Origin of the sequence: Phaeobacter sp. JH20_34, assembly GCF_048056095.1 — a bacterium.
In the GTDB taxonomy this organism is placed as follows: Bacteria; Pseudomonadota; Alphaproteobacteria; order Rhodobacterales; family Rhodobacteraceae; genus Phaeobacter; species Phaeobacter bryozoorum.
This window is the reverse complement of the sequence record NZ_JAYMWT010000004.1, coordinates 1242635-1258146: the sequence shown is the minus strand read 5'-3', so window position 1 is coordinate 1258146 and position 15512 is coordinate 1242635. Positions and strand designations below refer to the sequence as shown.

The 15512-nt window shown below is 60.5% G+C and carries 15 protein-coding genes; 9 read left to right on the top strand and 6 right to left on the bottom strand.

All coding sequences use genetic code 11. The features are described 5' to 3' along the window. On the bottom strand, nucleotides 1–254 hold a 254-nt coding region (locus VWZ81_RS07565), incomplete at its 3' end, for a hypothetical protein (RefSeq protein WP_416542439.1). Nucleotides 255–378: 124 nt separating this feature from the next. On the opposite strand from VWZ81_RS07565, the gene VWZ81_RS07560 reads away from it, so the two are divergent. Then, a complete protein-coding gene (locus tag VWZ81_RS07560) occupies nucleotides 379–1746 on the top strand; it encodes a methyl-accepting chemotaxis protein (protein ID WP_416542438.1) in 1368 nt (455 codons plus the stop codon). Between the two features lie 338 nt (nucleotides 1747–2084). Next, entirely contained in the window at nucleotides 2085–2267 is a 183-nt protein-coding gene (locus VWZ81_RS07555; protein ID WP_340546300.1) for a hypothetical protein, read from the top strand. Nucleotides 2268–2297: 30 nt separating this feature from the next. Here VWZ81_RS07555 and VWZ81_RS07550 read toward each other — a convergent pair whose 3' ends face one another. Beyond that, entirely contained in the window at nucleotides 2298–3056 is a 759-nt protein-coding gene (locus tag VWZ81_RS07550) for an alpha/beta fold hydrolase (protein WP_416537361.1), read from the bottom strand. A gap of 144 nt (nucleotides 3057–3200) precedes the next feature. Between VWZ81_RS07550 and VWZ81_RS07545 the strand changes: the two genes are divergently transcribed. The 4 genes from VWZ81_RS07545 (at nucleotide 3201) to VWZ81_RS07530 (ending at nucleotide 5350) form a co-directional block, all read left to right on the top strand. Next, a complete protein-coding gene (locus VWZ81_RS07545; protein WP_340545249.1) occupies nucleotides 3201–3566 on the top strand; it encodes a hypothetical protein in 366 nt (121 codons plus the stop codon). 66 nt (nucleotides 3567–3632) lie between these two features. Further along, nucleotides 3633–4220: a TetR/AcrR family transcriptional regulator gene (locus tag VWZ81_RS07540; RefSeq protein ID WP_416536264.1), complete on the top strand. Its 588-nt coding sequence runs from the start codon at nucleotides 3633–3635 to the stop codon at nucleotides 4218–4220. 91 nt (nucleotides 4221–4311) lie between these two features. After that, nucleotides 4312–4989 carry a PspA/IM30 family protein gene (locus VWZ81_RS07535; protein ID WP_416542437.1) on the top strand — a complete coding sequence of 226 codons (678 nt, stop codon included), beginning with the start codon at nucleotides 4312–4314 and terminating at the stop codon, nucleotides 4987–4989. Between the two features lie 76 nt (nucleotides 4990–5065). Further along, complete coding sequence (locus VWZ81_RS07530; protein ID WP_260101729.1) at nucleotides 5066–5350, top strand: hypothetical protein; 285 nt, start codon at nucleotides 5066–5068, stop codon at nucleotides 5348–5350. Nucleotides 5351–5431: 81 nt separating this feature from the next. On the opposite strand, the gene glyA is transcribed toward VWZ81_RS07530, so the two are convergent. After that, nucleotides 5432–6730, bottom strand: coding sequence for a serine hydroxymethyltransferase (glyA, locus tag VWZ81_RS07525; RefSeq protein ID WP_340545252.1), 1299 nt, complete (start codon nucleotides 6728–6730; stop codon nucleotides 5432–5434). A gap of 169 nt (nucleotides 6731–6899) precedes the next feature. On the opposite strand from glyA, the gene VWZ81_RS07520 reads away from it, so the two are divergent. After that, entirely contained in the window at nucleotides 6900–7661 is a 762-nt protein-coding gene (locus VWZ81_RS07520; protein WP_340545253.1) for an NAD kinase, read from the top strand. A 428-nt stretch (nucleotides 7662–8089) separates the two neighbouring features. On the opposite strand, the gene VWZ81_RS07515 is transcribed toward VWZ81_RS07520, so the two are convergent. Together VWZ81_RS07515 and prpE are read right to left on the bottom strand one after the other, a co-directional pair. Next, nucleotides 8090–9517, bottom strand: a complete 1428-nt coding sequence (locus tag VWZ81_RS07515) for an amidase family protein (protein WP_416542436.1) — start codon at nucleotides 9515–9517, stop codon at nucleotides 8090–8092. Nucleotides 9518–9645: 128 nt separating this feature from the next. Then, nucleotides 9646–11535 carry a propionate-CoA ligase PrpE gene (prpE, locus tag VWZ81_RS07510; RefSeq protein ID WP_416542435.1) on the bottom strand — a complete coding sequence of 630 codons (1890 nt, stop codon included), beginning with the start codon at nucleotides 11533–11535 and terminating at the stop codon, nucleotides 9646–9648. A gap of 40 nt (nucleotides 11536–11575) precedes the next feature. Between prpE and VWZ81_RS07505 the strand changes: the two genes are divergently transcribed. Continuing rightward, nucleotides 11576–11755 carry a hypothetical protein gene (locus VWZ81_RS07505; RefSeq protein ID WP_416536259.1) on the top strand — a complete coding sequence of 60 codons (180 nt, stop codon included), beginning with the start codon at nucleotides 11576–11578 and terminating at the stop codon, nucleotides 11753–11755. Nucleotides 11756–11840: 85 nt separating this feature from the next. Here the strand turns inward: VWZ81_RS07505 and VWZ81_RS07500 are convergent, their stop codons facing one another. After that, nucleotides 11841–14129, bottom strand: a complete 2289-nt coding sequence (locus VWZ81_RS07500; RefSeq protein ID WP_340545257.1) for an NADP-dependent malic enzyme — start codon at nucleotides 14127–14129, stop codon at nucleotides 11841–11843. Between the two features lie 152 nt (nucleotides 14130–14281). Between VWZ81_RS07500 and VWZ81_RS07495 the strand changes: the two genes are divergently transcribed. After that, nucleotides 14282–15379: a cupin domain-containing protein gene (locus tag VWZ81_RS07495; protein ID WP_416536257.1), complete on the top strand. Its 1098-nt coding sequence runs from the start codon at nucleotides 14282–14284 to the stop codon at nucleotides 15377–15379. Nucleotides 15380–15512 lie beyond the last annotated feature (133 nt).

Here is a 15512-nt window from a genome sequence, read left to right as displayed (position 1 = left end):
CAATACTCGGTCTTTTCCGCTTTAGGCGATTTTTGTGAATTCAGGTCGCGCGCAAGATGCTCTGTATAGGGGCGTTCTGGGAGCGTATCCTTGATTAATATCAAATTGTGTTCATTTCCGGCTGGCGGTTCGTCAGAAGTCTCACCACCTTGGGTTGAGGGTGCGGCAAGAGTGTTCCTTATGGCGTTAAAACTGGTCGTATGCTTCACTTGCGGGGCGTATATTAAGTAATTGGGATTGTTGCGCAAAATCATGCTTCGGGTTTGCTGGTCATCGGCTTTCGATCATGCTGGTATCGCTCCCTCAGGTTAATGTTTGAGCAATGTCTCTTGGGTATTGAATTTCTAGTGAACTTTCAATGTTTGGCCGAGGGTAACGATGTTTTTCAAGAAAGACGCAAAGAAGAAGTCGGCAGAGTCGACGATGCAGCAGTCGATCATGGACATGATCGACCGGACGCAGGCGATGATCCAGTTTGAACCTGATGGGACCATCATCGAAGCCAATGCCAACTTCCTTGGCGCGATCGGCTACCCTCTTGAGGAAATCCAAGGCAAACATCATTCGATGTTCGTGGACCCGGATTACGTCCGCAGCGAGGCCTACACGGCGTTCTGGCGGGATCTTGCGGCTGGCAAGGCGTTTACGGATCAGTTTCCGCGTGTTGCCAAATCGGGCAAGACGATCTGGATCCAGGCCACCTACGCCCCTGTTCTGGACAGCGAAGGCAAGACGATCCGCGTGATCAAGCTGGCCTCCGATATCACTGCGCGGCAGAACTGTGTTGAGGAAATCTCCAGAGGGCTGGAAGCGCTGAGCGACGGCGACCTCAGCTACCGTGTGCCAACAAGTGATCTGCCGGATATGCGGGTGCTTTGCGATGCGTTCAACAAGGCGCAGGACACCTTGATGGGCGCGGTTGAAACGGTGAAAGCTGTGGCCGAGGCCGTCGGCAGCACCGCCTCTGAGATCAGCCAATCCTCCAGCGAATTGTCGCATCGCACCGAAACCCAGGCGGCAACCCTGGAAGAAACGGCAGCGGCGATTGAGGAGCTGACCTCGACCGTGCGCTCGGCCGCTGATGGTGCCCGCGAGGTCGAGGAAATTGTAAGCAACGCCCGCGTCACCGCCGAAGAAAGCGGTGAGGTGGTGAATAGTGCGGTCACGGCCATGTCGCAGATCGAGGAATCATCCGGCAAGATCTCCCAGATCATCTCGGTCATTGACGACATTGCGTTCCAGACCAACCTGCTTGCACTGAACGCCGGTGTTGAAGCCGCGAGAGCAGGCGAGGCAGGGCGCGGGTTTGCCGTTGTGGCCTCCGAAGTGCGGGCGCTGGCGCAGCGGTCCTCTGATGCGGCGGGCGAGATCAAGCAATTGATCACCGAAAGCTCGCAATATGTTGGCAATGGCGTGAAACTGGTGAGTCGGGCGGGGGAAGAGCTGCAAAAGATCATCGGCAGCGTCAGCACGATTTCCGGCCATGTCAGCCAGATCGCAACCGGCGCCGCCGAGCAATCGGTCACGCTGGTGGAAATCAACACGGGCGTCAGCCAGCTGGATCAGGTGACCCAGCACAATGCTGCGATGGTTGAGGAGGCGACGGCTGCCAGCCAGACCCTGTCCAACGACGCCAATGAGCTGACCCGCCAGATCTCCATCTTCAAGACCGGTTCGGGCGGGCAGAACATCGTGTCCTTCGCAAATGGTGGCGCTGGCGGCTATGGTGCGCGGGCTACCGGCTAGGGCCTGACATAAATGCGGCAGACCTGGGGTTGAGCTGGTCCGACCACTGCTGCGTCACAAGCGATGATATCTGGGGGCACGTCTGTACCAATGGCCCCCGGCAGGCCACCGTCGTACCGCGAGAGCAGGTGCGGCGGTTGTCCGTTTTGGATGTACGCAAGTTCCTGATCAGGCGCGTCCGGCCTGATGATCGTTTGGGCCTGCATCGAAACACAGATTTCCCGATCGGCCAAACCGTCATGGAGAACCTGATCAGGATCAAAGACGATCGAGCGGTCGCGATGGTCTAAGAGGGCAGTTCTAAATGACATCTGCCAACCATGACCGGAGTGACCGACATGATCCGCTTAGCGTCCATTCTCTATTCCCTGATCGGCAGCAGCCTTGCCGGCGCTGGTGTGATCGCGGTGCTGGTCGCCGGTCACGTTTCGGTGGCTGCCATCCTTATGGCGGCGGCCATCGGTGCTGTTGCTGGCCTGCCGGTGTCCTATCTCGTGGCGCGTCGTCTGTATCAGGGATGATTCCTGGTCGGTCTGGCGCGGTATCCCCGGTCAGGCGTCAAAGAACCCGCGGGCTGTGGCAACAAATGCGCGCGGGTTTTCTGCATGAAGCCAATGCCCGCAGTCCGGAAGCTTGGCGAAATGCGACTGGCTGAAGCGGGCTTTGATCAGAGGGCGGTGCTCGGCGAGGACATAGTCGGATGCAGCGCCGGAGAGAAACAGCGTGGTGCCGTCCCATTGCGCCTCGGTTTCGGGAAAGCCCATGATCTTGGGCATATCACGTTCCAGCGTGTCCAGGTTCAGCCGCCAGCGTTTGTTGGGCAGGTCAAGCGACTGAGTGAAGAAGCTCTGCAAAGCTTTTTCGACCCCCAGTTCTGCCAGCTGGGCCTCCGCATCGGAGCGCCGCTCAACCCGTGACAGATCGACCTGGCGCATGGCGTGGATGAACTGGATCTGACTATGGCCATAGGCGACCGGGGCGATGTCGGCGACCAGGAGACGGCGCAGCGCGTCAGGGTGATTGAGCGCGAGTGTCATCGCCGCCTTGCCGCCCATGGAGTGGCCGATCATATCGACCGGACCGCCGTGCTGCTCGATGACCTCGGCAAGGTCGCTGGCCAGATCGAGATAGCTGTGACTCTCCGTCCAGGGGCTGTTGCCGTGGTTGCGCATATCGACGGCGATGACCTCGCGATCATCGCAGAGCCGCTTGGCAATCGCGCCCCAGTTGCGGGCGGAGCCATAGAGCCCATGCGCGATCATCAAGGTGGGTTTATCAGTCGGGGCGCCATGGCGGATGGTGTTCAGCATGTCCCCGTGATAGCGCCCGATCACGGCGGTCGCCAGTCCCTTTGCGCGGGGGATTGCCCCAATCCTGACCAGAGCCGCCCAGCCATTGAGCGTCGGACCCGGCCCGGCTAAGGTGCGCGAAACTCCTCATACTTCGGGCAGCCCATGGCAGAGACACTTCTGAAAGAGATCGAACAGGTTCAGGATCTGCTGAAGGACCGTGAACAGGCGGGCGGGGATCTCTCTGCGGCGTTGAACCGGGCGCGGCGACGGCTGCCCCGACGGATTTACCAGCAGGGGCTGCGACTGGCAGAGGCACAGCATCTTCTGGCGCATCCGAAACTGGCGCTGACGGTGGATCACGAACCGCTGCAACGCGCGGCGCGCGAGGTGAGCAAACATCTGAAATCCATTGATCTGGCCGATCGGCGACGGGGGCGGATACTGGACATCGTTGCGACGATGGCATTTTCACTGATCGTTGTTGCGGTGCTGCTGGTGGTGGTGCTGCGCTGGCGGGGTTTTATCTGATTGCTCTTTTGTTTGCCTGTCTGAGGCGATAACTTGAACGTGGTTCAAGATTGAGGGGCAGAGCAGATGGCGAGCAAGGCCGAAATCCGCAAGCAAGAGTTGCGCGAAAAGCTGGTGGCGGCGGCTGAGATCCGCATTCGCCGCGATGGGGCAGGGGCGCTGCGGGCACGTGATCTGGCGACCGATGCAGGCTGTGCAGTTGGGGCCATCTACAACGCTTTCGACGACATGAATGCCATCGTGATGGCTGTCAACGGGCGGACTTTTCAGGCGCTGGGGCTGGCGGTGCAGCGATCGCTGGTTGGCGCGCAGACGCAGGCGCCAACGGACCGGCTGATCCTGATGAGCCACGCCTATCTTGGGTTTGCGGCTGAAAATACGCGGCTCTGGCGGGCCTTGTTCGATGTTCGGGCGGAGGAGGCCGAGGTGCCCGACTGGTACAGGGCGGCGCTGGAGAAACTATTTGCCAATATTGCCGCGCCTGTTGCCGAGATTTTTCCTGATAAGGCGCCTGAGGATCTGGCGCTCATGGTGCGGGCGCTGTTCTCGGCGGTGCATGGAATCGTGCTTCTGGGGCTGGAGAACCGGATCTCCGGGGTTCCGATCGCCAAGATCGAGCGGATGATTTCCGAGGTATTATCGCGACTTGCATGATTTCCTGAACGTTGTTCAAAATAATCCTTGAACAACGTTCAGGATTTTTCTATACCAGATTTATGAACGATGTTCAGATTTGGAGGATGTGATGTTTGCAACGATTAAGACCCTGATCCGAGGCATTGATGCCCGTGCCGAGGAACGGTTGAGCGACACCTATGCGATTGACCTGATCGACCAGAAGATCCGCACCAGCGAAGCAGATCTGACCCGTGCGAAGCAGGTTCTGGCCGGGTTGATCCAGAAGTCCCGTATGGAAACCCGGCAGCTGGATGCGGTGACGCTGCGGATTGCGGATCTGTTGGAGCGGGCGCAGGCAGCGCTGACAGAGGGGCGGGAGGATCTGGCCCAGACAGCTGCCGCCGCGATTGCCGAGCTGGAGAATGAACAGGCCATGCGCCGCCGTACCGTCGATATGCTGGAGCAGCGCGGCCTGCAATTGCGCCAGTCGGTCGAGGCCAGCCATCGTCGCCTCATGGATCTGAAACAGGGCGCCATCGCGGCCCGCGCCACCCGCAAGGCGCAACATGCGCATGGCGGCATGGCCCGCAGCGCCGGTTCCGGTGACACGCTGGGAGAGGCCGAAGCCCTGATCAATCGGGTGATGTCTGCCGAAGACCCCTTTGAACAGAGTGCGATCCTCAAAGACATCGAAACCGGGCTGAGCCATGGCTCGGTGGCCGACGATCTGGCTGATGCAGGGTTTGGGAAGCCGACCCGCAGTACTGCTGCCGATGTGCTGGCACGGCTGCACGCAAAAGCCTGACACAACACGTATAGGGCCGATGCGCCCGATATCTGATTGACCTTAACACCACCTATGACCAACCGGGAGAAACCCAATGACAAACACACGCAACGACAACAACCTGATCATCACTCTCAACGTGGCCGGTGTGGCCGTGGCTTACGGGATGCTGGGCATTTCGCTCTGGCTGTCGACCGATGTGCCGCTTGCGACCAAAGGGTTCTGGGGCATGGGCATCATGCTTCTGACGCTGAGCCTGATCAATGTTGTGAAATACCGTTTTGATATCCGGTCCAGCGAGGATCGCATCCGCCGTATCGAAGAGGCGCGCAATGAGAAAATGCTGGAGGAGGCTCTGGCAGAGACCAAATCGCTCTGATCCCAGTGGGCAGAGATCATGAATAGAAAACCGCCGCGCGCCATGGGCCCGCGGCGGTTGTTGTTTGTTTCCGCGAACGGATCAGTGGTTCGGGTAGAGCGGGAAGCGGGCGCAGAGGGCGGCCACTTTCTCGCGTACCGATGCCTCAACAGCGGCGTTGCCATCTTCACCATTGGCTGCAAGGCCGTCGACCACCTCGATGATCAGATCCGCAATCTCGCGGAATTCGGCTTCACCAAAACCACGGGTGGTGCCTGCCGGGGTACCGAGACGGATACCGGAGGTCACGGTCGGCTTCTCCGGGTCAAACGGAATGCCGTTCTTGTTGGTGGTGATATGGGCGCGGCCCAGAGCCTTGTCCACGATATTGCCGGTCACGCCTTTCGGGCGCAGGTCGACCAGCATCACATGGGTGTCGGTGCCGCCAGTGACGATGTCCAGACCGCCCTTGATCAGCTGATCGGCCAGCGCGACGGCATTGGCCCGCACCTGCTTCTGGTAGTCTTTGAACTCGGGGCGCAGTGCTTCACCGAATGCGACGGCCTTGGCGGCGATCACATGCATCAGCGGGCCACCCTGGATGCCGGGGAAGATCGCGGAGTTCACTTTCTTGGCGATATCGGCGTCATTGGTCAGGATCATGCCACCGCGCGGACCGCGCAGGGTCTTATGCGTGGTGGTGGTCGCAACATGGGCATGGGGGAAGGGCGAGGGGTGTTCACCCGCCGCAACCAGACCGGCGAAATGCGCCATGTCGACGTGCAGATAGGCGCCAACCTTGTCCGCGATCTCGCGGAAGCGGGCAAAGTCGATCACCCGCGGAATGGCGGAACCACCGGCGATGATCAGCTTGGGCTGATGCTCCAGCGCCAGCGCTTCGACCTGATCATAGTCGATCAGGTTGTTGTCTTCACGCACACCGTAGTGGATGGCGTTGAACCATTTGCCAGACTGGTTGGGACGCGCACCGTGAGTGAGGTGACCACCAGAGGCGAGGTCCATCCCCAGGATGGTGTCGCCGGGCTGGATCAACGCCTGGAACACACCCTGGTTGGCCTGCGAACCGGAGTTGGGCTGAACGTTTGCAAATTCGCAGTTGAACAGCTGTTTTGCGCGGTCGATGGCAAGATTTTCTGCAACATCAACATATTGGCAGCCACCATAGTAGCGACGCCCCGGGTAGCCTTCGGCGTATTTGTTGGTCAGAACGGAGCCCTGAGCCTCCATCACGGCGGCGGAAACGATGTTCTCCGATGCAATCAACTCAATCTCGTCGCGCTGACGGCCGAGCTCATCCGTGATCGAGCCGAACAGCTCCGGGTCGCGCTCTGCGAGGGATTGGGTAAAAAAACCGGGGTCGCGGGAGGTGGTCTCGGTCATGATGACACTCCATCAGTTGGCGTAGTATTCGAGAGATTTCCTATCGGAAACACCTAGGCCCCGAAAGCCCGGAATGCGACGAAATCCCCGCTGAGAGCGGCAAGACTGGCAATCTTGGGAAAGCTGTGATTGTTTCGGAACGAATTGCGTAACACCGGAAACAGATTTGATGACAATGAGAATCGCCTTTCTGGCCAGCCGGGCTCCGGTGGCGCAGTCAGCTCAAGCCGAGATGGTCGCACGCTACGGAAACGTGCCCAAGGAAGAGGCGGATGTGATCGTTGCGCTTGGCGGCGATGGCTTCATGCTCGACACGCTGCACGACACGATTGATCTGTCGGCGCCGGTCTATGGCATGAACCGAGGTACTATCGGCTTTTTGATGAATGAATATGGCGTCGTTGACCTGATCGCGCGGCTGATGGCAGCCGAGGAAGAGATTATTAACCCGCTGTCCATGGTCGCACTGGATGCAGAAGGGCAGACGCATCGGGCTCTGGCTATCAATGAGGTTTCATTGCTGCGGGCCGGTCCGCAGGCAGCCAAGCTGAAGATCTCTGTTGATGATCGTCAGCGTATGGCGGAACTGGTCTGTGACGGGGCGCTTGTATCAACGCCAGCGGGGTCGACGGCCTATAATTATTCGGCGCATGGTCCCATTTTGCCCATCGGTTCGGATGTGCTGGCATTGACCGCAATCGCCGCCTTTCGTCCGCGCCGCTGGCGCGGTGCCTTGCTGCCCAGCAATGCAACAGTGCGGTTTGATGTGCTGGAACCTGAGAAACGGCCCGTGATTGCGGCCGCGGATTCCGTTTCTTTTGCCAATGTTGTTCAGGTTGAGATCGCAACCCAGACCAGGATCCGCCACAAGATCCTGTTCGACCCCGGCCATGGGCTGGAGGAACGGTTGATTTCGGAGCAATTCACCTAAGGTAGATGGCCATTGCCCGGGGTGGATCACGTGTTTGTGATCGCAAGGATCGCGTTTTTGTGCGATAATCGAACTCTAGACAAGGCCGATGCCAGCGGTGACAGCCAAAGGGCATAGCGCTCTCAAGAAGAGAGGCGCAGGATCTACCGGGATGGCCATCGGCCCCTATATTTTAAGCAGCTAAGATTTTGCTTCAGCCGGACTGTGCGGGTATTGATCCGTACGCGTTTGGATCCGCGAAGGCGGGAAACGCCGGGGCGATGGTCCCGCAACCTTCGTGTGATGTTTGTGAACGAGTATCCGGTGGTATCGGAAAATCCGGGGGTCGGTGTGAGCCGAGTCCCGGGTTTCGTTATCCGCGAGCGTGTTGGTTTCCCGCGGTTCTTTTCGCGCACCCATAGTATGTATCCGACCATCTGCCAGCCGGGTTAGAGCTGCTCCCACAGTCTGTCACACATGCGCCCGATCCGATCCTCAATGGCGATACAGGCGTCCACTGCCATGTCCTCGCGCCAGCGCGATGCTGCGATCTGCACATTGATCGGCTGCGATCCTGAGGGCAATTTGGCAAGGCGGCTGGGAACCGAGGCCGCAGGCAGGCCGAGGAAGTTCATCGCATAGGAATAGACAGCACAGCCCAGCACCTCATGCACGCCTGCCGCCCCTTCGGTGTCGCGGTCGGGTTTGAAAAATGGCTGCGGCAGGAACGGGGACAATACCAATGGGTAGCGCTGCATGAAGAGCGACCAGTCACGCGCGTATTGCGTGCGTTTGGCCATCATCTGCAACAGCTCGACGCCGGCAAAGGGCGGGAATTCCTCAAAATAGACTGCAAAGATATCCCGCACCGTTTGCGACCCGGCTGCGTCAACATCGTCTTTCATCAGGGCATAGACCTCGCCCATCAACGCGCGGTACCCTGTGCGCCCGGCATCGAAGACATCGGGGAGCAGGGTTTCCTCGACGATATAGCCTGCATCCAGCAGGGCTGCGCGCGCGTCATCCAAGGCGGCCTCCACCTGAGGGTGGAGTTCGTAGCCGTAGGTCTCCTTGGAAAAGGCGACGCGGATTGGGCCTTCGGTGGCCTGACCGTGCCAGGGCATCGGCACGTGGAAGGGATCGCGAGGATCGGGCGCAATAAGGCTGGGCATCGACAGATGCAGATCCCGTGCCGTGCGGGTGATCAGCCCCTGTACGGACATATTCTGCGCCAGTATTCCACGCTCTGCGCTTTGGCTGGGGTTCCAGGCAGGCACGCGGCCCAGGCCGGGTTTGACGGTTACCGCGCCATTGGCAGCGGCGGGAAAACGTAAGGAGCCGCCGATGTCATTGCCATGGGCCAGCGCGCCGATCCCGGCCATCACCGCCGCACCGGCCCCGCCGGAGGAGCCGCCAGGCGAGATATGGCGCCCCCAGGGATTATGCGTGCGCCCAAAGAGCGGGTTGTCAGTGTCGGCACGGAAGGAGAACTCAGGCGTGTTGGTGCGACCAATCACGACGGCCCCTGCATCCTGGAGGTTCTTCACCACCGGCGCATCATCCGGCGCGATCAGGTCCTTCAGCGCGGTCACACCGTTGGAGGTGGCGTGGCCCTTCTGATCGACGTTGATCTTGATGGTGACTGGCACACCGTGCAGCGGACCGGGCGTGGCACCCGCATCGCGCGCCTTGTCTAGCGCTCTGGCCCGCTCCAAGGCGTCACTGCCCAGATCCTCGACAACGGCATTCAGATCGGGATTGACCGCTGCCATGCGGTTGATGGAGGCGGCAACGGCGGCTTCGGCGGTCAGATCTCCCGCTCGGGTGTGCTGTGCCAGTTCCGTTGCGCTCAGGCGCCAGATGTCGATGTGTGTCATATACATGCCTCCTTCCCGGCAGGGTAGGCGGGCACGACCGAGTTGCAAGGAAAACCGCGCGGCACATCATACAAAGACAGGCTCCGCCGGGTGGCGAAGCCTGCGTTTGTCAGAAGCCTGCGCGCGTCTTACTTCGCGTATCCGAGAGTTTGCAGCGCTGTGGTGATCTCGTCCAGAATGACCGGGTCATCGATGGTCGCGGGCATCTTCCACGGCGTGCCGTCGGCGATGTTCACCATCGTGCCGCGCAGGATCTTGCCGGAGCGGGTCTTGGGCAGGCGGTCCACGACGCAGGCCAGTTTGAAGGCGGCGACGGGGCCGATCTTCTCGCGCACCAGTTTCACCACCTGCGCGACTACCTCCTCATGGGGCGTGTTGCAGCCAGCATTGAGGCAGAGGAAACCCAATGGCATCTGCCCCTTGAGGCTGTCGGCGACGCCAATTACGGCGCATTCAGCGACATCCGGGTGGCCTGCCAGTACTTCTTCCATGGCGCCGGTCGACAGGCGGTGGCCCGCCACGTTGATCACGTCATCCGTGCGCGCCATGATGTAGAGGTAGCCGTCCTCGTCCTTCATCCCGGCATCGCCGGTCTCGTAATAGCCGGGGAAGGTGGTCAGGTAGCTTTTCTTGAAGCGGTCCTCAGCATTCCAGAGCGTCGGCAGCGTGCCCGGCGGCAGCGGCAGTTTCACCGCAATCGCGCCCAGCTCGCCCGGCGCCACCGGGTTGCCGCCTTCGTCCAGAATATCGACTTCATAGCCCGGCATAGGCACGGCTGGGGAGCCGAGCTTGACCGGCAGTTCCTCGATCCCCAGCGGGTTCGCGGCAATCGACCAGCCGGTCTCTGTCTGCCACCAGTGGTCGATCACCGGCACCTTCAGCTGCTCCTGCGCCCAGGTGATGGTGTCGGGGTCCGCACGCTCGCCGGCCAGGTAGACCTGATTGAGGCAGCCGAGGTCGTATTTCTTGACGAACTCGCCTTTCGGGTCCTCGCGTTTCACTGCCCTGAAAGCAGTCGGCGCGGTGAAGAAGCTCTTGACCTTATGCTCGGAAATCACCCGCCAGAAGGTTCCCGCATCGGGCGTGCCGACGGGTTTGCCCTCGAACACGATTGTGGTGTTGCCGTGAATAAGCGGCCCGTAGCAGATATAGCTGTGGCCCACGACCCAGCCCACATCCGAGGCGGCCCAGAACACGTCGCCGGGATCGACGTTATAGATGTTCTTCATGGTCCAATTGAGTGCCACCAGCTGGCCCGCGGTGTGGCGGATCACCCCCTTGGGCTGGCCGGTGGTGCCGGAAGTATAGAGAATATAGGAAGGGTGGTTGCCCTCAACCGGCACACATTCGGCAGGTTCCACACCGTATTGGAAACCGTGCCAGTTCACGTCTCGGCCCGGGATCAGCTCGGCCACTTCCTGCTCGCGCTGGAAGATCACGCAGAAATCCGGCTTATGGCTGGCCAGGTCGATGGCGCCGTCCAGCAGCGGCTTGTAGTGCACGATCCGGCCCGGCTCGATGCCGCAGGAGGCGGCGATGATCGCCTTGGGCTTGGCATCGTCGATCCGCACAGCCAGTTCGTTGGCAGCAAAACCGCCGAACACCACCGAATGCACCGCACCGATGCGGGCGCAGGCCAGCATCGCCTCCAGCGCCTCGGGGATCATCGGCATGTAGATGATGACGCGGTCGCCTTTCTCCACGCCCTTGGCCCGCAGCGCCCCGGCCAGGGTGGCGACACGGTTGCGCAGCTCAACATAGGAGATTTCGCGCTTCGTCTGGGTGATGGGGCTGTCGTAGATGATCGCCGTCTGCTCTCCCCGGCCTGCTTCGACGTGACGGTCGACAGCGTTGTAGCAGGTGTTCACCTTTGCATCGGCAAACCATTCGTAGAGCCCATCGCCCTTGTCGGTCAGGGCCTTGCTCGGCGCGCGATCCCAGCTGATCGACGCTGCGGCTTCCATCCAGAATTGTTCCGGATTGGACCTCCAGCTCTCATAGACCTCTGAATACGACATGCGGTTCCTCCTCACTCATCCTTGGAGGTGAGTTAGGCGCATGGATCGCCACCGGGCAAGCGTGCTGGGCGACGTCGCGTCAGATTGGCGCAAGAAATTTGCATTTTTTGCCGGTGTGGCGTTGCAAAGTTTTGCAAACAGGGTGCATTCGCGGAATTTACAGCAAGATGAAGCGCAGTTTGCAAAGTCTCTGCGCAAGCCTCAGAAGCCGGTCGTCTGAGGGAGGGTGGGGCAGGCACTCTGATTCGAGGCCACGTGCCTGCTCTGTTTGTGGCGCTGCGGGATCTGCGCCCCGCAGCCAGCCGTCAGCTGTAGTGGGCGACGGGCGTTCCGGCGATTGCCGCCATGTTCAGCAGCCCGCGGGCGGTGATCGAGGGGGAGACGATATGCGCGCGATTGCCCATGCCCATCAGGATCGGCCCGACCTCCAGCCCGCCGGCCCGCATCTTGAGGATGTTGCGCACACCGCTGGCGGCATCGGCATGGGCAAAGATCAGCACATTGGCCTCGCCCTCCAGTCGCGAATTCGGGAAGATCCGGCTCCGCAGCTCAGGATCCAGCGCAGTATCGATATTCATCTCGCCTTCGTAGATGAAATCGCGGGGCGTCCGGTCGAGGATGTCGATGGCGGCGCGCAGCCGTGCGCCGGAATCGCAGCTGGTATTGCCAAACTGCGATTGCGAACACAGGGCGATCTTTGGCTCCAGGCCAAAGCGGCGTACGTGGCGCGCGGCGCCCAGAACCGTCTGCGCAATCTGTTCCGGGGTTGGTTCGATCCGCACATGGGTATCACCGATGAACAGCGGCCCGTCCTCAAGGATCATCAGTGACAGCGCCCCATGGGGCTCATAGCTGCCACCGCCAAGCACCTGGTTCACGTAGTTCATATGCCAGCGATATTCGCCAAAGGTGCCGCAGATCATGCTGTCGGCCTCGCCCCGGTGGACCATGATTGCGCCGATTGCCGTGGTGTTGGTGCGCATGATCGCCTTGGCCAGATCCGGGGTCACGCCTTCGCGCTGCATCACGCGGTGGTAGCTGGTCCAGTAGTCGTAGTAACGCGGATCGTTCTCCGGGTTCACGATCTGGACGTCGGTGCCGGGGCGGATGCGCAGGCCCAGCCGTTCACAGCGGGTTTCGATCACCTCGGGCCGACCGATCAGGATCGGCGTTTCGGTGGTCTCTTCAAGGATGCCCTGAGCCGTGCGCAACACCCGCTCATCTTCGCCCTCGGTGAAAACGATGCGGCGCGATGCAGCCTTTGCCGCCTCAAAGACGGGTTTCATCAGCAGGGCGGATTTGAACACGGTCTGGTTCAATTTCGCGCGGTAGGCGACAAGATCATCAATCGGACGCTGGGCGACACCGCTGTCCATGGCGGCCTTGGCCACGGCGGAGGACACCACACCGACCAGACGCGGGTCAAACGGCTTGGGGATGAGGTAGTCGGCGCCAAAGGTCAGCTGTTCGCCCTGATAGGCGGCTGCCGCCTCGGCCGAGGTGGTCATCCGGGCCATTTCGGCGATACCCTCGACACAGGCGATCTGCATGGCGTCGTTGATCTCTGTCGCGCCCACATCCAGCGCCCCACGGAAGATGAAGGGGAAGCAGAGGACGTTATTGACCTGATTGGGAAAGTCGCTGCGGCCGGTGGCGATGATGGCGTTGGGGGAGACGCTGCGCGCCACATCCGGCAGGATCTCGGGGTTGGGGTTGGCCAGGGCAAAAATGATCGGACGATCCGTCATCTTTGCCACCATCTCCGGTTTCAGGACATTCGGGCCGGACAGGCCGAGGAAGAGGTCCGCGCCCTCGATCACCTGATCCAGCGTGCGCAGGTCGGTTTTCTGTGCAAAGGCGGACTTATGCGGATTCATATCCTCGGTGCGGCCTTCATAGACCAGCCCGTGCAGGTCGCAGAGCCAGATATTCTCACGCTTCACGCCCAGTTTCACCAGCATGTTGAGGCAGGCAATCCCCGCCGCGCCACCACCGGTAGAGACAATCTTGATGTCTTCGAATGTCTTACCCGCGACGTGCAGTGCGTTTTTGGCGGCTGCGCCCACGACGATTGCGGTGCCGTGCTGGTCATCGTGGAAGACCGGGATATTCATCCGCTCGCGGCAGATCTTTTCCACGATAAAGCAGTCGGGGGCCTTGATATCCTCAAGATTGATCGCCCCAAAGGTCGGCTCCAGCGCGCAGACGATATCGGCCAACTTCTCCGGATCGCTTTCGTTTACTTCGATATCGAAACAGTCGATGCTGGCGAATTTCTTGAATAGGACGGCCTTGCCTTCCATCACCGGTTTCGACGCCAGCGCGCCGATGTTTCCAAGGCCAAGGACCGCTGTCCCATTGGTCACAACCGCGACCAGATTGCCGCGCGACGTGTATTTCGCCGCGTCCGCAGGATCGGATTTGATTTCGATGCAGGCCTCTGCCACGCCCGGCGAATAAGCCCGCGCCAGATCGCGGCCATTGGCCATCGGCTTGGTTGCGCGGATCTCCAGCTTACCGGGGTTGGGATAGGCGTGATAGTGCAGCGCGGCGTCGCGCAGGGTTTGGGTGTCGGACTTTGGATTTTTGGTCATCAGGCGCTCCAGAGACTATAGTTTAGTGTTAAACGACTTTTGACGTCAGGGAAACAGACTATTCTCGTTGGGTGTTTGGGGGCTGTCGCAAGAGCTTGCGCCCGAGCGCGCTTGGTCTCACTGTGTGGCAAAAGACCAAAAGGGAGCGAAGAATGGCGGATACGATTGCGGAGCTGCGGCTGCCGACGCAGGAGCTTCGGGACGACATCCCGTTTTACACCAAAACCCTCGGGATGAAGCTGGACTCGATCTATCCAGCAGATGATCCGGCTATCGGGGTGTTTTCGGGCCATGGGCTGCGGCTGCGGATCGAGCGCGGCGCCGCTGAATCACCCGGCACCATTCGCATCCTGACTGATGATCCCGATGGGTTTGCCGGTGGTGCCCGCAGGCTGACCGCTCCCAATGGCACCCAGATTGAGATTGAAGAGCGCAACCCACCACTGGTGATGCCCGAAACAGTGCATAGTTTTGTGGTGCGGCGGCTGAAGGATCAGGCGCCATGGATCATCGGGCGCGCGGGTATGCACTACCGCGACCTGGTGCCGGACCGGCTGGGCGGTTCGATCATCGCCAGCCACATCCGCATTCCCGACGGCGGCCCGGTGCCGGATATGGTGCATTTCCACAAGGTGGGCTTTCAGCTGATCTTCTGCATCCACGGCTGGGTTGATGTCGTCTATGAGGATCAGGGAGACAAGATGCGGCTGACCGCCGGTGATTGCTTCATCCAGCCGCCGGAGATCCGCCACCGGGTGCTGGAGGCCAGCGACAATGTGCAGGTGATCGAGATCGGCGTCCCGGCCGAGCATGTGACCGAGATCGACCACGAGATGACCCTGCCGACGCCGCACTACCGTCCCGAACGGGAATGGCAGGGCCAGCGGTTTGTTTACAACAAGGCAGAAGGCGCCGAATGGATGCCGTTCCGCCTGCCGGGCTACATCTGCCGCGACACGACGATTGCCGAGAACACCAAGGGCGTCGCAGGCGTGCAGGTGGTGCGCCGCGGAGAAGGCGCGCCGCAGTGGGCCGCGCATGACACCGATATCCATTTCACATTTGTCATGAACGGCACGGTCACGCTGGAGGGCGAGGGCCGCGAGCCTTATCAATTGGAACAGGGTGATGCCTTCGTCATTCCGCCGGGCATGAAAACCCGCCTCAGCGCGCCGTCGGATGATGTGGAACTGCTGGAGGTGACGCTTCCGGGTGTGTTCAACACCAGCTTGGCAGAGCCAACGGTCTGACCGCAGATCCTGGGTGGATCATCAGGCAATAGCGGTATTGGCCGGAGGATGTGATATTGTGGTTCAGCTTGGTCGAGGGGGCTTTCGCTCCTTCGGCAAATTCAGCTATCGTCTCAAATTCTGACCAGTTGAT